The organism is Actibacterium sp., from assembly GCF_055134745.1.
On sequence record NZ_JBSRVX010000001.1, the window covers coordinates 1 to 16,615 of the forward strand.

The 16,615-nt window shown below is 64.5% G+C and carries 19 protein-coding genes; all 19 read right to left on the reverse strand.

Annotation, left to right across the window (positions count from 1 at the left end; translation table 11 throughout):
- The coding region (locus tag ACTCHC_RS00005) for a methyltransferase domain-containing protein (protein ID WP_463020387.1) at positions 1–662 on the reverse strand (662 nt) is incomplete at its 3' end.
- Complete coding sequence (ftsH, locus tag ACTCHC_RS00010) at positions 659–2,578, reverse strand: ATP-dependent zinc metalloprotease FtsH (RefSeq protein ID WP_463020388.1); 1,920 nt, start codon at positions 2,576–2,578, stop codon at positions 659–661. The genes ftsH and ACTCHC_RS00005, both read right to left, overlap by 4 nt.
- Positions 2,579–2,670: 92 nt before the next feature.
- Positions 2,671–3,927 (reverse strand): tRNA lysidine(34) synthetase TilS, encoded by a 1,257-nt coding sequence (gene tilS, locus ACTCHC_RS00015; protein WP_463020389.1) that lies wholly within the window; start codon positions 3,925–3,927, stop codon positions 2,671–2,673.
- Entirely contained in the window at positions 3,918–4,754 is an 837-nt protein-coding gene (ybgF, locus tag ACTCHC_RS00020) for a tol-pal system protein YbgF (protein ID WP_463020405.1), read from the reverse strand. The genes tilS and ybgF overlap by 10 nt, the downstream gene beginning before the upstream one ends.
- A gap of 16 nt (positions 4,755–4,770) precedes the next feature.
- Positions 4,771–5,289: a peptidoglycan-associated lipoprotein Pal gene (gene pal, locus ACTCHC_RS00025; RefSeq protein WP_463020390.1), complete on the reverse strand. Its 519-nt coding sequence runs from the start codon at positions 5,287–5,289 to the stop codon at positions 4,771–4,773.
- 75 nt (positions 5,290–5,364) lie between these two features.
- A complete protein-coding gene (gene tolB, locus ACTCHC_RS00030) occupies positions 5,365–6,696 on the reverse strand; it encodes a Tol-Pal system beta propeller repeat protein TolB (protein ID WP_463020391.1) in 1,332 nt (443 codons plus the stop codon).
- On the reverse strand, positions 6,693–7,883 hold the full coding sequence (locus ACTCHC_RS00035) for an energy transducer TonB (RefSeq protein WP_463020392.1): 1,191 nt from the start codon (positions 7,881–7,883) through the stop codon (positions 6,693–6,695). The genes tolB and ACTCHC_RS00035 overlap by 4 nt, the downstream gene beginning before the upstream one ends.
- A 12-nt stretch (positions 7,884–7,895) precedes the next feature.
- A complete protein-coding gene (gene tolR / locus ACTCHC_RS00040; protein WP_463020393.1) occupies positions 7,896–8,366 on the reverse strand; it encodes a protein TolR in 471 nt (156 codons plus the stop codon).
- 3 nt (positions 8,367–8,369) lie between these two features.
- Entirely contained in the window at positions 8,370–9,065 is a 696-nt protein-coding gene (gene tolQ, locus ACTCHC_RS00045) for a protein TolQ (protein WP_463020394.1), read from the reverse strand.
- A gap of 94 nt (positions 9,066–9,159) precedes the next feature.
- Positions 9,160–9,564, reverse strand: a complete 405-nt coding sequence (gene ybgC / locus ACTCHC_RS00050; protein WP_463020395.1) for a tol-pal system-associated acyl-CoA thioesterase — start codon at positions 9,562–9,564, stop codon at positions 9,160–9,162.
- On the reverse strand, positions 9,561–10,187 hold the full coding sequence (locus ACTCHC_RS00055) for a hypothetical protein (protein ID WP_463020396.1): 627 nt from the start codon (positions 10,185–10,187) through the stop codon (positions 9,561–9,563). The genes ybgC and ACTCHC_RS00055 overlap by 4 nt, the downstream gene beginning before the upstream one ends.
- Before the next feature lie 75 nt (positions 10,188–10,262).
- Entirely contained in the window at positions 10,263–11,291 is a 1,029-nt protein-coding gene (gene ruvB, locus ACTCHC_RS00060) for a Holliday junction branch migration DNA helicase RuvB (RefSeq protein ID WP_463020397.1), read from the reverse strand.
- Between the two features lie 74 nt (positions 11,292–11,365).
- Positions 11,366–12,031: a Holliday junction branch migration protein RuvA gene (ruvA, locus tag ACTCHC_RS00065; RefSeq protein WP_463020398.1), complete on the reverse strand. Its 666-nt coding sequence runs from the start codon at positions 12,029–12,031 to the stop codon at positions 11,366–11,368.
- The gene (gene ruvC, locus ACTCHC_RS00070) at positions 12,028–12,537 is read right to left on the reverse strand and encodes a crossover junction endodeoxyribonuclease RuvC (protein ID WP_463020399.1); all 510 of its coding nucleotides are present in this window, start codon (positions 12,535–12,537) and stop codon (positions 12,028–12,030) included. Before ruvC ends, ruvA begins: the two co-directional genes overlap by 4 nt.
- Before the next feature lie 168 nt (positions 12,538–12,705).
- Positions 12,706–13,056, reverse strand: a complete 351-nt coding sequence (locus ACTCHC_RS00075; protein WP_463020400.1) for a hypothetical protein — start codon at positions 13,054–13,056, stop codon at positions 12,706–12,708.
- Between the two features lie 71 nt (positions 13,057–13,127).
- Positions 13,128–13,994 (reverse strand): 50S ribosomal protein L11 methyltransferase, encoded by an 867-nt coding sequence (locus ACTCHC_RS00080; RefSeq protein WP_463020401.1) that lies wholly within the window; start codon positions 13,992–13,994, stop codon positions 13,128–13,130.
- A gap of 27 nt (positions 13,995–14,021) precedes the next feature.
- Positions 14,022–14,579 carry a P-loop NTPase family protein gene (locus tag ACTCHC_RS00085; protein WP_463020402.1) on the reverse strand — a complete coding sequence of 186 codons (558 nt, stop codon included), beginning with the start codon at positions 14,577–14,579 and terminating at the stop codon, positions 14,022–14,024.
- Positions 14,580–14,585: 6 nt separating this feature from the next.
- A complete protein-coding gene (gene msrA / locus ACTCHC_RS00090) occupies positions 14,586–15,236 on the reverse strand; it encodes a peptide-methionine (S)-S-oxide reductase MsrA (RefSeq protein ID WP_463020403.1) in 651 nt (216 codons plus the stop codon).
- Positions 15,237–15,291: 55 nt separating this feature from the next.
- Positions 15,292–16,524, reverse strand: coding sequence for an MFS transporter (locus ACTCHC_RS00095; RefSeq protein WP_463020404.1), 1,233 nt, complete (start codon positions 16,522–16,524; stop codon positions 15,292–15,294).
- Positions 16,525–16,615 lie beyond the last annotated feature (91 nt).

Sequence of the window (16,615 nt, forward strand, 5' to 3'; positions counted from 1 at the left end):
GCCGACATCGCATCGCTGTAAGGGCGCATATAGGTGGATTCGGTGAACCCGCGCACCGGATGCCCCGCCGCCACCGGATCAAGCCGCTGGACATAAGTGGTTTCCCAGGCTGAAACCGTTCCCAACGGCGCCAGCATCGCGTGATACTCGGCCGGGGTGGCCACCGGTGGCGGCACATCGGCGGCAAAGCGGTCCGGAAACAGGCGCGCGGCCACTGCACGGATCAACGCATGCGACGGGGCATCGGACTGGCCCGGCATCTGCACCGCCAGAACGCCGCCGGGCATCAGCATCCCGGCAAGTCGGGCAAACAGGGCCGGATGATCCGGCAGCCATTGGCACAAGGCATTGGAAAAAATCAGTGAAAGCGGTTCATCGGGCCGCCATTGCGCCGCATCGGCCTCGATCAGCCGGTCATACTGGCCGGTTTCATCCGCGTGGGCCAGCATCGCGGGCGAGGCATCCACCCCGGTCAGATCCGAATCCGCGAACCGCGCCCGCAGCGCCTGCCCAACCGGCCCGTTGCCGCATCCCAGATCGACGATCCGCCGACCCGGCAAGTCGGGCACCTGCGCCAGAAGGTCCAGTGCGGGGCGCAAACGCAAACCCCGAAACCTGGCATAGGTTTCGGGGTTCCAGTCGCTTACCGCTACACCGGTCACGCCAGCGGTTCGGGGTTCAGCCCGCCATCGCCGCCCGTCTTGGGCTTGGTCGTTTTCGGAATGGCCGTGACCGAAGGGGCATTGCCGCTGTCGGGCGGGGTGTCTTCGTCATCGCCACGGTTCAGCGTCTCGCCGGCGATCACGCGGGTGATCTCGTTGCCGGTCAGGGTTTCATATTCCAGCAAGCCCTTGGCCAGACGTTCCAGATCGTCGCGCTTTTCAGTCAGGATGCGCTTGGCGGTGGCATAGCCTTCATCGACCAGATGGCGCACCTTGTCGTCGATCATCTTCTGCGTGCCGCTGGAATGGTTCGACCCCGACTGATAGGCGCCAAGATAGGACTGCTGTTCATTGGCATAGTCGATATAGCCCAGATCCTCGTCAAACCCGAACCGTGTGACCATCGCGCGGGCAATCCGCGTGACCTGCTGAATGTCCGATGCGGCACCAGAGGTCACGTTTTCCTTGCCAAAGACCAGCTCTTCCGCCACGCGCCCGCCCATCGCCATGGCGATTTGCGATTTGTATTTGGTAAAGCTGACGCTCAGCTGATCGCGTTCAGGCAGCGACAGAACCAGCCCCAGCGCCCGACCGCGCGGGATAATCGTGGCTTTGTGAATCGGGTCATGCTGCGGCACGTTCAGGCCGACAACCGCATGGCCTGCCTCGTGATAGGCGGTCAGTTTCTTTTCGTCCTCGGACATGACCATCGACCGGCGTTCGGCGCCCATCATGACCTTGTCCTTGGCCATTTCGAAATCATCCATCGTCACGAACCGCCGCCCGATCCGCGCCGCCAGCAGGGCGGCCTCGTTCACCAGGTTGGCCAGATCGGCCCCCGAAAAGCCCGGCGTGCCGCGCGCAATGATGCGCAGATCGACATCGGGGCCCAGTGGCACCTTGCGGGCATGCACGCCCAGGATTTTCTCGCGGCCCTTGATGTCGGGGTTGGGCACGGTCACCTGACGGTCGAACCGACCGGGGCGCAACAAGGCGGGGTCCAGAACATCGGGGCGGTTGGTGGCGGCGACGATGATGATGCCCTCATTCGCCTCGAACCCGTCCATTTCGACCAGAAGCTGGTTCAGCGTCTGCTCACGCTCGTCATTGCCGCCGCCGTAACCTACGCCACGCGACCGGCCCACGGCGTCGATCTCGTCGATGAAGACGATGCAGGGGGCGTTCTTCTTGGCCTGTTCGAACATGTCGCGCACACGGGACGCGCCCACGCCCACGAACATTTCCACGAAATCAGAGCCCGAGATGGTGAAGAACGGCACGCCCGCCTCGCCCGCAATGGCGCGCGCCAGCAGCGTTTTACCGGTGCCCGGCGGGCCGACCAGCAGCGCGCCTTTGGGGATCTTGCCGCCCAGGCGGCTGAATTTCTGCGGGTTGCGCAGGAATTCCACGATCTCTTCCAGCTCTTCCTTGGCCTCGTCAATGCCGGCCACGTCGTCAAACGTCACCCGGCCATGTTTCTCGGTCAACAGCTTGGCGCGCGATTTGCCAAAGCCCATCGCCCCGCCCTTGCCGCCGCCCTGCATGCGGTTCATCAGGAAAATCCAGATACCGATCAGGATCAGGAAGGGCAGCAAAGTGCCCACATAGGACAAGATCCCCGATTTTTCCTGCGCCTTGGCGGTCACATCGACATTCTTCTCGACCAGCCGGTCTGTCAGATCGACCCCCTCGGGGATGATCGACGTGTAGACGGTGCCGTTTGTGCCGTGAATGACGGCTTTTTCACCATCCAGCGTCACGGAGCTGACTTCACCCTTTTCGAGATTGTTCAGAAACTGCGAATAGCTGATGTTTTGCGATGCAACTGTCGTCTGGCTTCCGCTGAACAGATTGAACAGCGCCAATATCAACAGGAACAATACGACCCAAAAGGCGATGTTTCGCGCGTTACCCACGGTGAACTCCTTGCACTTACAGGGTCGATGAATGGGCCGGCCACCCCGCCCTTACCGACCTACCCTGTAAAATAGACATTAGACGGCGCTGTTCAATGAGATAATAGCCCAACAAAAAACTGATCCCATGGTTTTGCCGGTTTTATCTGCCAATCTTTCGCCATTCCGGCCAGCGGCGCCGCCAAAAGCGCCCCATTCTTCCAGATTGCGGGCGATGCGATAAGCGTTTCGCGCGGAAAACCGCTGGCGCGCCACTCCGCGCAGGCGCGTAATCCGTCCTCGCCCAGGGCCCGGACCTGTGCGCCGGGTGTGGCGGGCCCCTGCACGCGCCAGCGGCCATCCCAGACCGCGCCCGGTTCGCAAACCTGATCGCGCAGGGCGGCATATTCACGGGTGATGCGCAGATCATCCCCCTGCGGCAGCAGCAGCGCACCCTGCAAGGTACGCGCCCGCCCCCCCATGGACTGTTCCAGCGCCTCGGTCAGGGCGGTCAGGCGCGGGCGGTATTCGGCCCCGCTGATCCAGGCCAGCGCATGCGCCGCCAGCCGCAGCCGCGTTTCCAGCGGGTAATCCCGGAACAAGTCCCGATTGATGACCACATCGCCCCCTTCGGTGCGGCAGGTGGCGCGGGCGGCGCGCAGGGCCAGATCGTTCAGCGCATCGCGCGCCAGCCCCATACGCCAGGCGGTATCGGTCAGGCCATCCACCGTAACACCCAGCGGCGCCAGCGCGGCCAGCGCCTGGCGCGCGCGCACCCTGTCAAAACGCGGATCTTCGTTGGAAGGGTCGTCGGCCCAGCCCTGGCCCCGCGCAACCAGATAATCGCGCAACGCCTGTCGGCGGATGCCCAGCAAGGGCCGCAGCCAGTCTATGCCGAAGGCGTGACGCTGCCGCGCCATTCCCGTCAGCCCGTCCACCCCCGACCCGCGTGCCAGCCGCATCAGCACCGTTTCGGCCTGATCGTCGGCGGTGTGGCCCAGCAGAACCGCGCCAATGCCATGCCCGCGCGCCCAGCTGCCGATCAGCACCTGACGGCCTCGCCGGGCGGCATCTTGCAGATTGCCCTGCCCGTCCCAGCCCTGCCAATGCAGGATGTCATGATGCACCCCCATCCCGGCGCAGGTTGCCCCCACCATGGCCGCCTCATGAGCCGCGGCGGGGCGCAATCCGTGATCGACGGTGACAGCCGACAGGGGCACGCCATGATCCCGGCACCAGTCATGCGCCAGATGCAGCAAGGCCATGGAATCGCCGCCACCAGACACCGCAACCCCCAGTGCCGACGGGACATCCCTGGCAAAGGCGGCGCTGATCGCACCCGCAAGCGCGGACTCGGCCGCTAGCGGCATCCCAGTTGCACCAGCGACGTGCGCGCCTGCGCGGCGGCCGCCGATGTCGGATAACGTTCCCCGACCTGCCCAAGGGTCTGACAGGCCTCGGATGTCTGGCCAAGGGCGCTGATCGACATGCCAAGCTGATACAGCGCATCAGGCGCGACCGGCCCGTCAGGCGAACCTGAAAAGCTTTCCAGATAGGCCTTGGCGGCCTCGACCGACTGGCCCTGCGCCGACAGTGCCTGACCGCGCAGATAATGCGCCTCGCCACTGAGCGGCCCGCCGGGATAGGTCTGGGTAAAGGCAGCAAATTGCGCTGCCGCCTCCTGGTGTTTTCCGGCCTGCAGGGTTTCACGGGCGCGGTCGAAATCGGCCTGTTCACCGATGGCCAGTTCGGCACCGCCCCCGCCCGCTGGGCGGGATGGCTGAACCTGAACCTGCGCCGCAGGCAGCGCGCCACCGCCCAGCGTGGGCGTATCGCCCAGCTTGGACACATCGCAGCCCTTTTCCAGCTCGCACAGGCGAAACTCCAGGTCGCCCACCCGTCGCGTGCCGTCGGTCACGACCTGATTGATGCGAAACTCCAGCTCTTCCGATTTGGCGGTCAGGCGCTGCAATTCGGCCTCGATGGCATCAATGCGTTGCAGCACCGACCCGCCCGCCAGCCCGCCGGTGGCGCCGCCGGTTGTCGAAAGTTCGCGTTTCAGACGCTGCACATCGACATAGACCACCGTCAGCTGCTGGCGGATATCGGCCAGGGTTTCTTCCCGGCTTTGCGCAGGCGCGGGACCGGCCGCAAACACGGCCAGCCCCAACGCGACAGTCATACCCAAAAGCCGCATCATGCCAGTCTTCCCCCTAGCTGCCCGCGCCTGCGGTCAGAACGGTCACGGCGCGGCGGTTCTGCGAATAGCACGATTCATCGGAACAGATCGCCAGCGGGCGTTCCTTGCCATAGCTGACCGTGCTGACCCGGGCCGGGGAAACCCCACGCGACACCAGATATTCCTGCACCGCATTGGCGCGGCGCGCGCCCAGCGCAAGGTTGTATTCGCGTGTGCCCTGCTCGTCGGCATGGCCTTCGATGGTGACGCGGTAGTCGGGATTGGTCATCAGCCACTGGGCCTGACCTTCCAGCGTGGCCAGCGCGACATCCGACAGGTTGCTTTGATCAACCGCGAACAGCACGCGGTCGCCGACCGTCTGCTGGAAATATGCGACCGAGCGCGGATCGCTGACGCTGCCTGCGCCATAGGCGCCCGCGCCACCAGGGCCACCAGCACCGCCCGGACCGCCATTGGCGAAACGGTCCTTGTTGGAACAGGCGCCCAGGCCCATCACGGCCAGGATCAGAAGAGATTTGGTAAGGGTTTTCATTGCCGGGTTTCCTTTGTTTTTCTGCTCGATTGTCACGGATATTAACAGCCGCGCGCGGCTTTGGGAATGTTCAGATCACGGCAGCAGCGGCGACCAGGCCGGGTCGGACGCGCCCCCTTGCACAGGCACCGCTTTAAGATTCCGCCCAGATACATCTACCGTATAGAGCGCCGCACTGCCAGACGCCCCCGCGGTTTCGCGGGTGAACATGATGACCCGCCCATTGGGCGACCAACTGGGGCCTTCGTCCAGGAAGGACGCGGTCAGCAGGCGTTCCTCTGAGCCGTCGGTGCGCATCACGCCGATATGGAACCGGCCCTTGTTCTGTTTGGTAAAGGCGATCAGATCGCCGCGCGGCGACCAGACCGGCGTGGAATAGCGCCCCTCACCGAAACTGATGCGGCGCGGCTCTCCGCCGCCGGCAGGCATGATATACAACTGCTGCGTGCCCGAGCGATCGCTTTCAAAGACGATGCTGCGCCCGTCGGGGGAATAGCTGGGCGCGGTTTCGATCGAGGGCGCATTGGTCAGCCGCTGCGGTTGCCCCCCGCCCAGATCGACGCGATAGATATCGGTATTGCCACCCTGCTCCAGCGAATAGATCGCGCCGCGCCCGTCGGGGGTGAATCGCGGTGCGAAGGTCATCGTGCCGGGCTGTCCGGCAAGCGGGCGGCGCGCGACGCTGGCCACGTCCAGCAGATAGATCCGCGGGGTGCCGCCCTCGTAACTGGTGTAAAGAACCCGGTCACCCGTGGGCGAAAAGCGCGGCGCCAATACGATAGACGCGCTGTCGGTCAGAAACTGCAGATTGGCGCCGTCATAATCCATGATCGCCAGCCGTTTCAGGCGCTTGTCCTTGGGGCCGGTTTCCGACACGAACACGACCCGGCTGTCGAAATAGCCGCCCTCGCCGGTGATCCTTGCATAGACCTGATCGGCCACCTTATGCGCCACCCGGCGCCAGTTCTGCTGTGGCCCGCCGAATTGCAGCCCCTCGCCCAGCGGCGCCTGCGCGAACACGTCCAGCAGGCGGAACTTGACCGTGATCTGGCCATTGCCGGCCACACTGACCGCGCCCGATATCAGCGCCTGCGCGTTGATCGCTTTCCAGTCGGCATATTGCACGGGGCTATCGAAACTGGTCGGCCTGCTGATGAAAGCCTGTGCGGGAATTTCACGAAACAGCCCCGTGCCGACCAGATCGGCGGCGATAACGCGGCTGATATCGCGCGCCAACTGGGCCGCGGCCGGAGTTTCGGCCACGAAATCGGGCACGGCAAAGGGCATTGGCTCGATCACGCCTTCGTCGATCACGATACGCAGCGGCCCGCCCTGGGCTGTGGCGGTTTGTGGCGAAAGGGCCAGACCGGCAAGGGTCAGGGCCAGGGTCAGCGCACGGTAAATCATTTGATCCCCATTTTTTCAGGATTGAATGTCATCTCTATATCACGCCATTGCGCATATTTCTCTTGCGGCAGGTCGAAACCGTCTTTCTGGCAGCGCAGAATGGCGCGACGCGCGGCCTGAAAGGCGCTGTTGACCGCGCCCTCGCTGCCGCCCGAATTGGACACCATCCGCAACGATCCTTCGGCCACAGTGCCGTTTTCGTTCATCGACATCGCTATGGTCACTGTGACGCGGCCCGCCTCGGACCCGGCATCGACGACCCAGCACTGGCGCACCGCCAGCCGCAAGCCGTCTTTTTCGCCCTGCGTCATCGGCGGGCCAACCGGCGCCGATCCGTTGCCATCGGTGGATTGCGATCCCCCCCCCAGGGCCTGCGCCAGCGCATTGTTGACCGCACCCTGGTCAACGGCGGACGCAGGGGCGGGTTTGGCGGCCGCTGTCTGTTGCGGGGCAGGCTTCACCGCCGCCGGTTCGGGCGCAGGTTTCTCCGCCGCGGCTTGCGGCGCGGGTTTGGCCGCGACGGGCAGATCGGGCCGTTCCCGCGGAACAACCGACGAGGCCATGACAGATTCCGACTTCTTGTCCTGTTCGGCCTCGGTCACGATCTGGGTGGCGGCCTCTTGCGGGGCGGTCGATTCTTCGGTTTTCGGGGCCGGCTTGTCGGGCTTGGCCGTGGGGGCCGTCGCCGTTGTAACACGGTCATCCACCTTGGCATCGGGCTGCGGACGCTCGGCCGGCGTCGGCGCCACGCGTTGCACCGGCTTGGGCTTGGCATTGTCGCTCAGCACCGGGGGGGCGTCATCGGGGCGCGGCGGCGCGGGGGGCGTGGGGGCCTTGTCGGTGACTTCGGCCTTGGGCGGCGGCGCCACCGCCGACAGATCCGGCCTTGGGTCGGGTTTGGCGGGTTTCGCGGGTGCCGGCTGGGGCGCAGGGGCGGGTGGCGTTTCCGGTGCGGGGGCGGCGGCGGCCACATCGGGCTTTGCCTGGGGCATCGGCGCGGGCGCCTCGGCCGTGGCACGCGGCGCCGAGGCCAGCGCCGACATGGCGGCGAATTCCTCGGAGCTGACCAGCGAGACCTGCGCGACCTCGATCGGGTCATGTTTGCGGCCAGCGAACATGCCCCCCAGCAACAACCACAGGATCAGGCAGATATGCCCGACGCCGGAAATATAGATGCCCCTGTTCATCTGCGGCCCCGCCTAGCCACCCTGGCGGTCAAAGCTGGGACCGCCACTGTCTGTGACAAGCCCGATATTGTGGAACCCGGCGGCATTCAGCGCCCCCATGACCTGCATCACGCGATCATAGGGAATGGCCCCGTCTGCGCGCAGGAATATCTTGTCGTTCTCACGCTCGGCCGCGATCGCGCGCAGCTTGCCGATCAGATCGTCGGGCGGCGTTTCGGTATCCTGCACCAAGATCAGCCCATCCGCGGTCAGCGTCACGCTCAGCGGCTCTTCCTGTTCGGTGGGCAGGGATTCGGCCGCCGTCTTGGGCAGTTCGACCGGCACCCCCACCGTCAGCAGGGGCGCGGCCACCATGAAGATGATCAAAAGCACCAGCATCACGTCCACAAAGGGCGTGACGTTGATTTCCGACATCGCGGCAGACCGGTGGCGGCCCCGCCGCCGTCCCTTGCCGCCCTTGCGCTGAATGACCCCCGCCCCCATCGCCTAGCTATCCAGCTGACGCGAAAGGATCGTGGAAAATTCGTCAGCAAAGGCCTCATACCCGCCCAGGATACGGTCGCTGTCCGCCGACAGCTTGTTATAGAAGATCACCGCCGGAATCGCCGCCAACAGGCCAAGCGCCGTGGCCAGCAAGGCCTCGGAAATACCAGGGGCCACGACGGCCAGATTGGTGTTCTGCTGCATCGCGATCTCCTCGAAGGCGGCCATGATACCCCAGACGGTGCCGAACAGCCCCACGAAAGGCGCTGTCGACCCGACCGTGGCCAGGAATGACAGCCCTGAATTCATCGCCTCTGATTCCTTGGCGATGGCCACATCCATCGATCTGTCGATGCGTGGCGCGGCCCCCGGAATCAACCCGCCATCCTGCCGGTGGCTGCGCCGCCATTCGGTCATTCCGGCCGCGAATATACGTTGGGCGGGCCCGTCAGGATCGGGGCCGATCTGGTCATACAATCCGTCCAAAGGCTCGCCCGACCAGAAGGCCAGATCGAATTCCGCCGCCTCTTGCCGCGACTTGCGGAAGGTGATCAGCTTCTGGATGATGATCGCCCAGCTCCAGAAAGACGAGACAATCAGAAGGATCATGACGATCTTGACCGCGAAAGACGCACGCAAGAAAAGTGACAGCAAGGAGAAATCTATCTCCTGCGCCACCGCAAGGGTTTGGGTATCCATATAGCCTGCTCGTTGTTGGGCCCCGTTTATCGGGCTCTTACGTCAGATAATACACGCTTTGAAGAGGGATTACCAACACATCCGCGTCATCGCGTCATTCCGCCGATGCGGCATTCGACCACTGGCGAATTGCCGCCGGCAAACGCAGCGGTCGCCCGGCGGCGTCAAGCATCACAAGGATCACGCGGGCGGTGAACAACAACGCGTCGTCACGCAGCACGCGCTGCATCAGGATGATACGCGCCGGGGTCGTTGCCTCGCAGTCGGTTTCGACCAACAACTGGTCGTCGAAACGGGCCGGTGACAGGTAATCCGCCTCTAGCCGGCGCACGACGAACACCGCGCCCGCCCCCTGTTTCAGCGCCACTTGGTCTATCCCCAGCCCGCGCACCCATTCGCTGCGGGCACGTTCGATGAATTTCAGGTAATTGGCATAATAGACGATCCCTGCCAGATCGGTATCCTCATAGTAAACACGCAATGAAAAACGATGGCTCATCCCGCCGCCCCCAGCCGGGCCGCCAGCCGCAGTGCATGCGCGGGATCACTTGCCGCGACAGGCATGACCGGATCATAGGCGGCACGGATCACCGCCGCGATATCGGGACGCAGCACCGTGGCCCCACCCGGCAAACGCCCCAGCGGGCTGCCCCCGGCAAAGGCGGCATCCGACCACAGCAGGATCACTTGCGCCATCTGACCCAGCGCCAGATCTTCAGCGGGCACCGCGGCCAGCGCATCATCCATCCGAAAGAAGACGAATGCCGCACGGATCGCGCCATCCGCATCGAACCGGAAGGCGCGATACTGGTTGGCCTGTGCCGCAGCCAGCCGCGCCAGCACCCTGCCCAGATCGGGGATCAGCCCCTCCAGCCCCGGCACATGGTCCAGCTCGGCCCAGTCGCGCAGGAAGAACACCATCAGGTTGACGCCCAGTTCGGGATCGGTTTCGGCCATGCGATGCCCGGCCAGCGCCACCACGGCTTCGCAGGCGCCCTTGATCACACCCAGCGTCTGATCCTCGACCCCGAATACAACCGGCACGATCGGGCGGCCCCAGCGGGCAAACCGATATTGCCCGCCTGCCCCCGTAAACAGCGCCTCTACCTGCTCGGCGGTCATTCCGCGGCCCTTCTTCTTGGCAAAAATACTCCTGCCAGCGGCATAAAAGCTAATCCCCGCCGCCGCAACCGATGCCTAGCCGTCAAACATATCGCCTTGGCCCGGCGGCAGCGGCGCCGCCATCCCCAGATGCGCCCAGGCCTTGGCCGCCAGCATCCGCCCGCGCGGCGTGCGCTGGATCAGCCCTTGCTGCAACAGGAACGGCTCTATCACATCCTCCAGCGCGTCACGGCTTTCCGACAGGGCCGCGCAAAGGGTTTCCACCCCCACCGGCCCGCCTGCGTAATTCTCGGCGATCAGGGACAGGTAACGCCGGTCGGCCCCGTCCAGCCCCAGATGATCGACGCCCAGCCGGGTCAGCGCATTGTCGGCAATGGCCTGCGTGATGCGCCCGTCGCCCTCGACCACGGCGAAATCCAGCACCCGGCGCAACAGACGGCCCGCGATGCGCGGGGTGCCACGGGCACGGCGGGCAATTTCCCAGGCGCCTTCGGGATCGGCGGGCACGCCCATCAAACGGGCCCCGCGGGTGACGATCTCGTTCAACTCCTCGACCGTATAGAATTGCAACCGCACCGGAATACCAAACCGGTCGCGCAGCGGCGTGGTCAGCAGGCCCAGCCGCGTTGTGGCGCCCACCAGCGTGAAGGGCTGCAACTCGATGCGCACCGTGCGCGCGGCCGGTCCTTCGCCAATCACCAGGTCCAGCTCGAAATCCTCGAGCGCGGGATAGAGAACCTCTTCCACCACCGGGTTCAGGCGGTGAATCTCGTCGATGAACAGCACATCGTTGCGCTCCAGATTGGTCAGGATCGCCGCCAGATCGCCCGCCCGCGCCAGAACTGGCCCAGAAGTCATGCGGAAATTCACGCCCAGTTCACGCGCCATGATCTGCGCCAGCGTGGTCTTGCCCAGCCCGGGCGGGCCGTGAAACAGCGCATGATCCATCGCCTCGCCGCGCATCCGCGCACTTTCGATGAAGACACGCAGATTGGCGCGGGCGTCGGCCTGACCGATGAATTCATCCAGAGCCTGCGGACGAAGGGCGCGGTCGGCATCTTCGGGGCGCGGATCGGGGCGCAGGGTCGGGTCAGGATTGGTCATGCGCACCCCCGACGGGAAAAGTCTTCACGAAGAGTTTTCGGGACCAAAAATTTTCGGGAAAATTTTTCATCCCCTCACCCTTTCGGTGCCAGCAATTTCAGCGCCGCCCGGATCAGGGCCGATGTGTCGGCACCGGGCAGGGCGCCGGCGGCTTCGGCCACGGCGCGCACGGCTTCGGATGGGGCATAACCCAGATTGGACAGCGCCGACAGGGCCTCGGCCTGGGCCGAAGCGGTTGTGGGGGCGATGGCGGCGGGTGTCGCGGCGGGTGATTCCTCGAACACCTCGGCCGGGTCGTCACCTCTGGCGGCAGGCGGCATCTGGCCCATCGCCATTACGGCGGGCGCCTTGTTCTTCAGCTCCAGCACCACGCGCTGCGCGATCTTGGGCCCGACCCCTGGCGCGGCCTTGACCGCGTTCCAGTCACCCAGCGCAATGGCCCGCCCCACCCCATCGGCGCCCAGCGCGCCCAGAATGGCCATCGACGCCTTGGCCCCGATGCCCTGAACCGACATCAGCAGGCGGTGCCATTCCTTTTCGGCAAGCGTCGGAAAGCCGAACAGTTGCAGCAGATCTTCGCGCACCAGAAGATCGGTGAACAGCGCCACTGCCTGCCCCACCGGCGGCAGCCCGGCCATGGTGCGATCAGAGACATGCACGATATATCCCACCCCGCGCACGTCGATCAGAACGTGATCCGTGCCGCGATAGTCCAGCCGCCCGGCGATGCGCCCGATCATGACGCCCGCCTGACAGCGGCCGCCAGCCGCCCGGCACTTTGGGCATGATGCGCATGGCACAACGCGATGGCCAGCGCATCGGCCGCATCGGGCCCGGCGATCACGATGCCCGGCAATTGCAGCCGCACCATATGTTCGACCTGGCGTTTGTCGGCATGCCCCACGCCCACCACCGCCTTCTTGACGGCATTCGGGGCATATTCGCCCACCTCAAGACCCGCCTGCGCCGGCACCAGCAGGGCAATCGCCCGTGCCTGCCCCAGCTTGAGCGTCGCCACCGCATCCTTGTTGACAAAGGTCTGCTCGACTGCGGCAGTGTCGGGGGCATATTGCGCAACGACAGAAGTCAACTGGCTGCACAGTGACAAAAGCCGTGCCGCCAGATCATGCGGCCCGCCTGCGGAATGGCAGATGCCATTGGCGACATGGGAAATGCGCGATCCGTCAGCATCAATGACGCCCCAGCCCATGTTGCGCAGCCCCGGGTCAATTCCCATTACTCGCATGCCTGCCCCGTTCACGGTTATTGTTCCTCGTGAATTAGCACGAAAGAAGAACATCGGCCAGTCGCAATGCAAAATGATGCGTGCACGGGCGCGATTGGCCCCAGCGCAAAACAAAACCCGCCCCGGCACCTGTCGGCGCGGGCGGGTCAGATTGCGGCCAGTCGCGGGTTACATCGGCGACTTGAGCACGTCCTTCAGGAAACCGGCCAGCCAGACGGTCACGCCATCGGCCTGCAACAGATAGGCCCCGACCATCTCGGCCTGCGAGCCTTGCTTGAGCCGCGCGATACGGTCTTCATAGCTGGCCTGCCCGATATCCATGAACAAAAGCGCCTTCAGCAGGATCGCGCAGCCCAGAACCAGCAGAAACGGACGGATGAACGAACTTTGACGTCCGGCGCCGCGCCGACGACGCACGGCACCCGCAGTTCCGGGGGCGACGAAGCCGTGACCACGCCGATGGGCGCGCTCGATCCTTCGGGCGCGACCCAGAAAATCCTGAACCTGAGAGTCTGACATTTCAGGCCTCCGCAAAGGCCCCCACAAAGGTATTTATGCGGTCAGAAAGTGGCGGAATTATGGCGCAAGCCCTAGTTTCTTTTCAACAATACCGTCGACCATTCGCCGATCTCGGCATGATCGTGAACAATAAAGGCCCCGTCATAGGCGGAAATCAGCTCGGCCGCCTGTTCATTCAGGATACCGGACAGAATCGCATAGCCCCCCGGCGCGACATGGGCAGCCATATCGGGGGCCAGCGCGATCAGCGGCGCCTTCAGGATATTGGCGAAAACCAGATCGAAGGGCGCCGCCGCCAGAAGGTCGCGATGCTCGAAACCCGTGGCCTCCAGACAGATCACCCGCCCCTCCAGCCCGTTGACCGCGACATTGGCGCGCGCCACGTCCACCGCCACCTCATCGATATCGCTGGCCAGAACGGTGCCGGGCCAGATCCGCGCCGCCGCCATCGCCAGCACCGCCGTGCCGCAGCCGATATCGACGACGTTTCGCCCGACAAAGCCGCGCCCGGCCAGCGTTTCCAGCGCCCGCAAACAGCCCAGCGTGGTGCCGTGATGTCCGGTGCCGAAGGCCATCGCCGCTTCGATAAGCAGCGGCTCGGCCCCTTCGGGCACCTTGTCGGCGTCGTGGCTGCCATGCACGAAGAACCGCCCGGCCACCACCGGCGACAATTCGCGTTTGACCTTGGCGACCCAGTCCACCTCGGGCAGTTCGGAAATGACGAAATCGCGCGCGCCATGCATCAGCGCCAGCAGGGCCAGCCCGGCCCGGTCGGGGCTTTCGGTGAAATAGCCGCCAACCTCCCACAGGCCTGACCCGTCTTCGATCTCGAACACGCCGATGCCGAACGGTTCGGGGATCAGCGCCTCCATGGCGGCCCCCATGGCCTCGGCGGCATCTTTTCCGGTCAGGGTGGTCAGGGCGGTAAAGGTGGGCATATCTTTCTCCTGCATGCCTGCCCGCGCCTAGGCGGTGGCGGTCCCCGCGTCAAGCGCCTCGATGACATCGGCCAGCAGCGCCTGCGGCGCCTGGCCCGCCCGGGGGCGAATGACCGGGCAGGTCAGACCGGCCAGCCAGTCTTCGTGCATCCGGCGGCTGCGCCCGCGAAAATTCGGATCGTCATAGCTCATCGCCCAATCCAGAAAACTGCGGAACCGCGCCTCTTGCGCCCCGCCAGGATCAATCGCCGCACCATATCGGCGACGTTCACGCGCCCGCAGCCGGGCCAGACGCTGGCCCGGCGGCAAGGTCAGAAACACCACATGCGTCAGATACGGAATCACCGCATCGCCCCAGCCCGCCACCGACCCGGCCAGAACCCAGTCGGTTCGCGGCAGGAACATCGCCTGCATCAGGTCGATCCGCTCGGGAACCGGACGCTTGGTGGAAAAGGGCGGATCGCCGGGTTGCCAGAAGAAATCGTCGCTGTCGAAAACCGGGGCCTCCAGCCTTGCGGCCAACAAGCGCGCCAGCGTTGTCGTCCCCGTGCCGGCAGCCCCCAGTACATGTATACGCCTTGGCACGCCCCCTCAGGCCCCGGTTCCGATCGGACAGCTCACACCCGTCCCGCCCAGCCCGCAATAGCCGCCCGGATTCTTGGCCAGATATTGCTGGTGATAGCCTTCGGCGAAATAGAAATCCGGCGCGGGCACGATCTCTGTCGTGATCGTTCCCAATCCGGCGGCGGCCAGCCGTGGCTGGAACAGGCCGCGGCTGTCTTCGGCAGCCTGTTGCTGCGCGCTGGTAAAGGTATAGATGCCCGATCGGTATTGCGTCCCCCGGTCGTTGCCCTGCCGCATGCCCTGGGTCGGGTCATGTCCCTCCCAGAAGGTCCGCAACAGCGCGTCATATCCCACGATCGCCGGATCGAAGATCACCCGCACCACCTCGTTATGGCCGGTCTGGCCGCTGCAAACCTCTTCATAGGTCGGGTTGGGTGTGAAGCCGCCAGCATAGCCGACCATCGTCAGCCATATGCCGGGCAGCTTCCAGAACATGCGCTCCACCCCCCAGAAACACCCCATCCCGAACATCGCCTGCGCCATCCCCTCGGGCATGGGCGCCTTCAAGGGACGGTCGAACACGAAATGCCGCTCGGCGGTGGCAATCGGCGCCGCCCGTCCCGGCAGGGCCTGATCCGGCGTGATCATCTGGGTCTTCTTGCTGGCAAATCCGAACATCCGGCTCTCCCTTTTGTGCATCCATACCAGAATATAAGGCGCTCGGCCAAAATTCCTATTCCGCCGGCCGCATCGCAAGGGCTGCAAAGACGGTTTCATGGCCCGGCGCGGGATGCCGCGGAATCATCAAGGCCAATATCAGCGACACCATCGCCATGGCGGCGGCCAGAACAAAGACACCCGCCGGGGTCGTAACCCACAGATATCCCAGCCCGGCGGGCAGGAACACGGCGGCAATGTGATTGATGGTAAAGGCCACGGCCGCAGTGGGCGCGATATCGCCCGGATCGGCGATCTTCTGGAAATAGGTCTTCAATGCGAAGGCCAGCGCGAAAAACAGATGATCAATGACATACAGCGCCGCAGCAATCACCACACCCCAGCTGAAATAATAGATCCCGCCATAAGCCATGAATACCCCGACAAGACCGGCATATTCGAAAATCAGCGCGCGCCGCTCGCCCCAGCGGCCCACGGCCCGGCCCATCAGCGGTGCAAAAACCATATTCGCCAGATAGTTGATCAGGAACAGCGCCGTGACCTCATGCACCTGAAAACCGAATTTCTCGACCATCATGAAGGCGGCGAAGACCACGAAAATCTGCCGCCGCGCGCCCGACATGAATTGCAGCGCATAATACAGCCAATAGCGGCGGCGCAGCACCATGCGCTTGATCTGGGGATGCGGGGCCTCGAATTGCGGATAGGCCAGCGCACAAAACGCCACGATCACCACTGCGCCACCGCCCGCCACCATATAAACCAGGTTATACGACAGGCTCAGCGTCTGCCAGGTCAGCACCAGCACGCCATAAGCCACCAAAGACGCCCCCGCCCCGACCGCCACCAGCTTGCCCAGCACCTGCGGCGCATCGGCGCGGTCGATCCACTGCAATTGCAACGACTGGTTCACCGTCTCGAAATAGTGAAACCCGATCGAGCTCAGCATCGTGATGGTCAGGATACCGCCCAGCGACGGAAACCACGCCGTCACCGCCGTGGCCGCCCCCAGCAACAACAGCGCAACCAGCCCCAGAACCTGCTCGCGCACAAGCATGATCAGGGCGATCACCCCCACGGCCAGGAATCCCGGAATTTCCCGCACCGTATGCAGCCAGCCGATCTCGACACCGGTAAATCCCGCAGCCTCGATGACGAAATTGTTCAGCAAGGCATTCCATGTCGCAAAGGCCAGCGGCGAGGCCACGGCCATCAGCGACAACAACGCCACCGGCCGGCGCCAGCGCGGCAAGCTATGGATTTGCGACAATGGAACAGTCCGGATCATCCCGCACCGATAATCGGCTTTTCCTCACCGTGCGAGCAAAATCCTCGCCCCTGCTTATTCTTGGCGTAAATACCCCGGGGGTCCGGGGGCT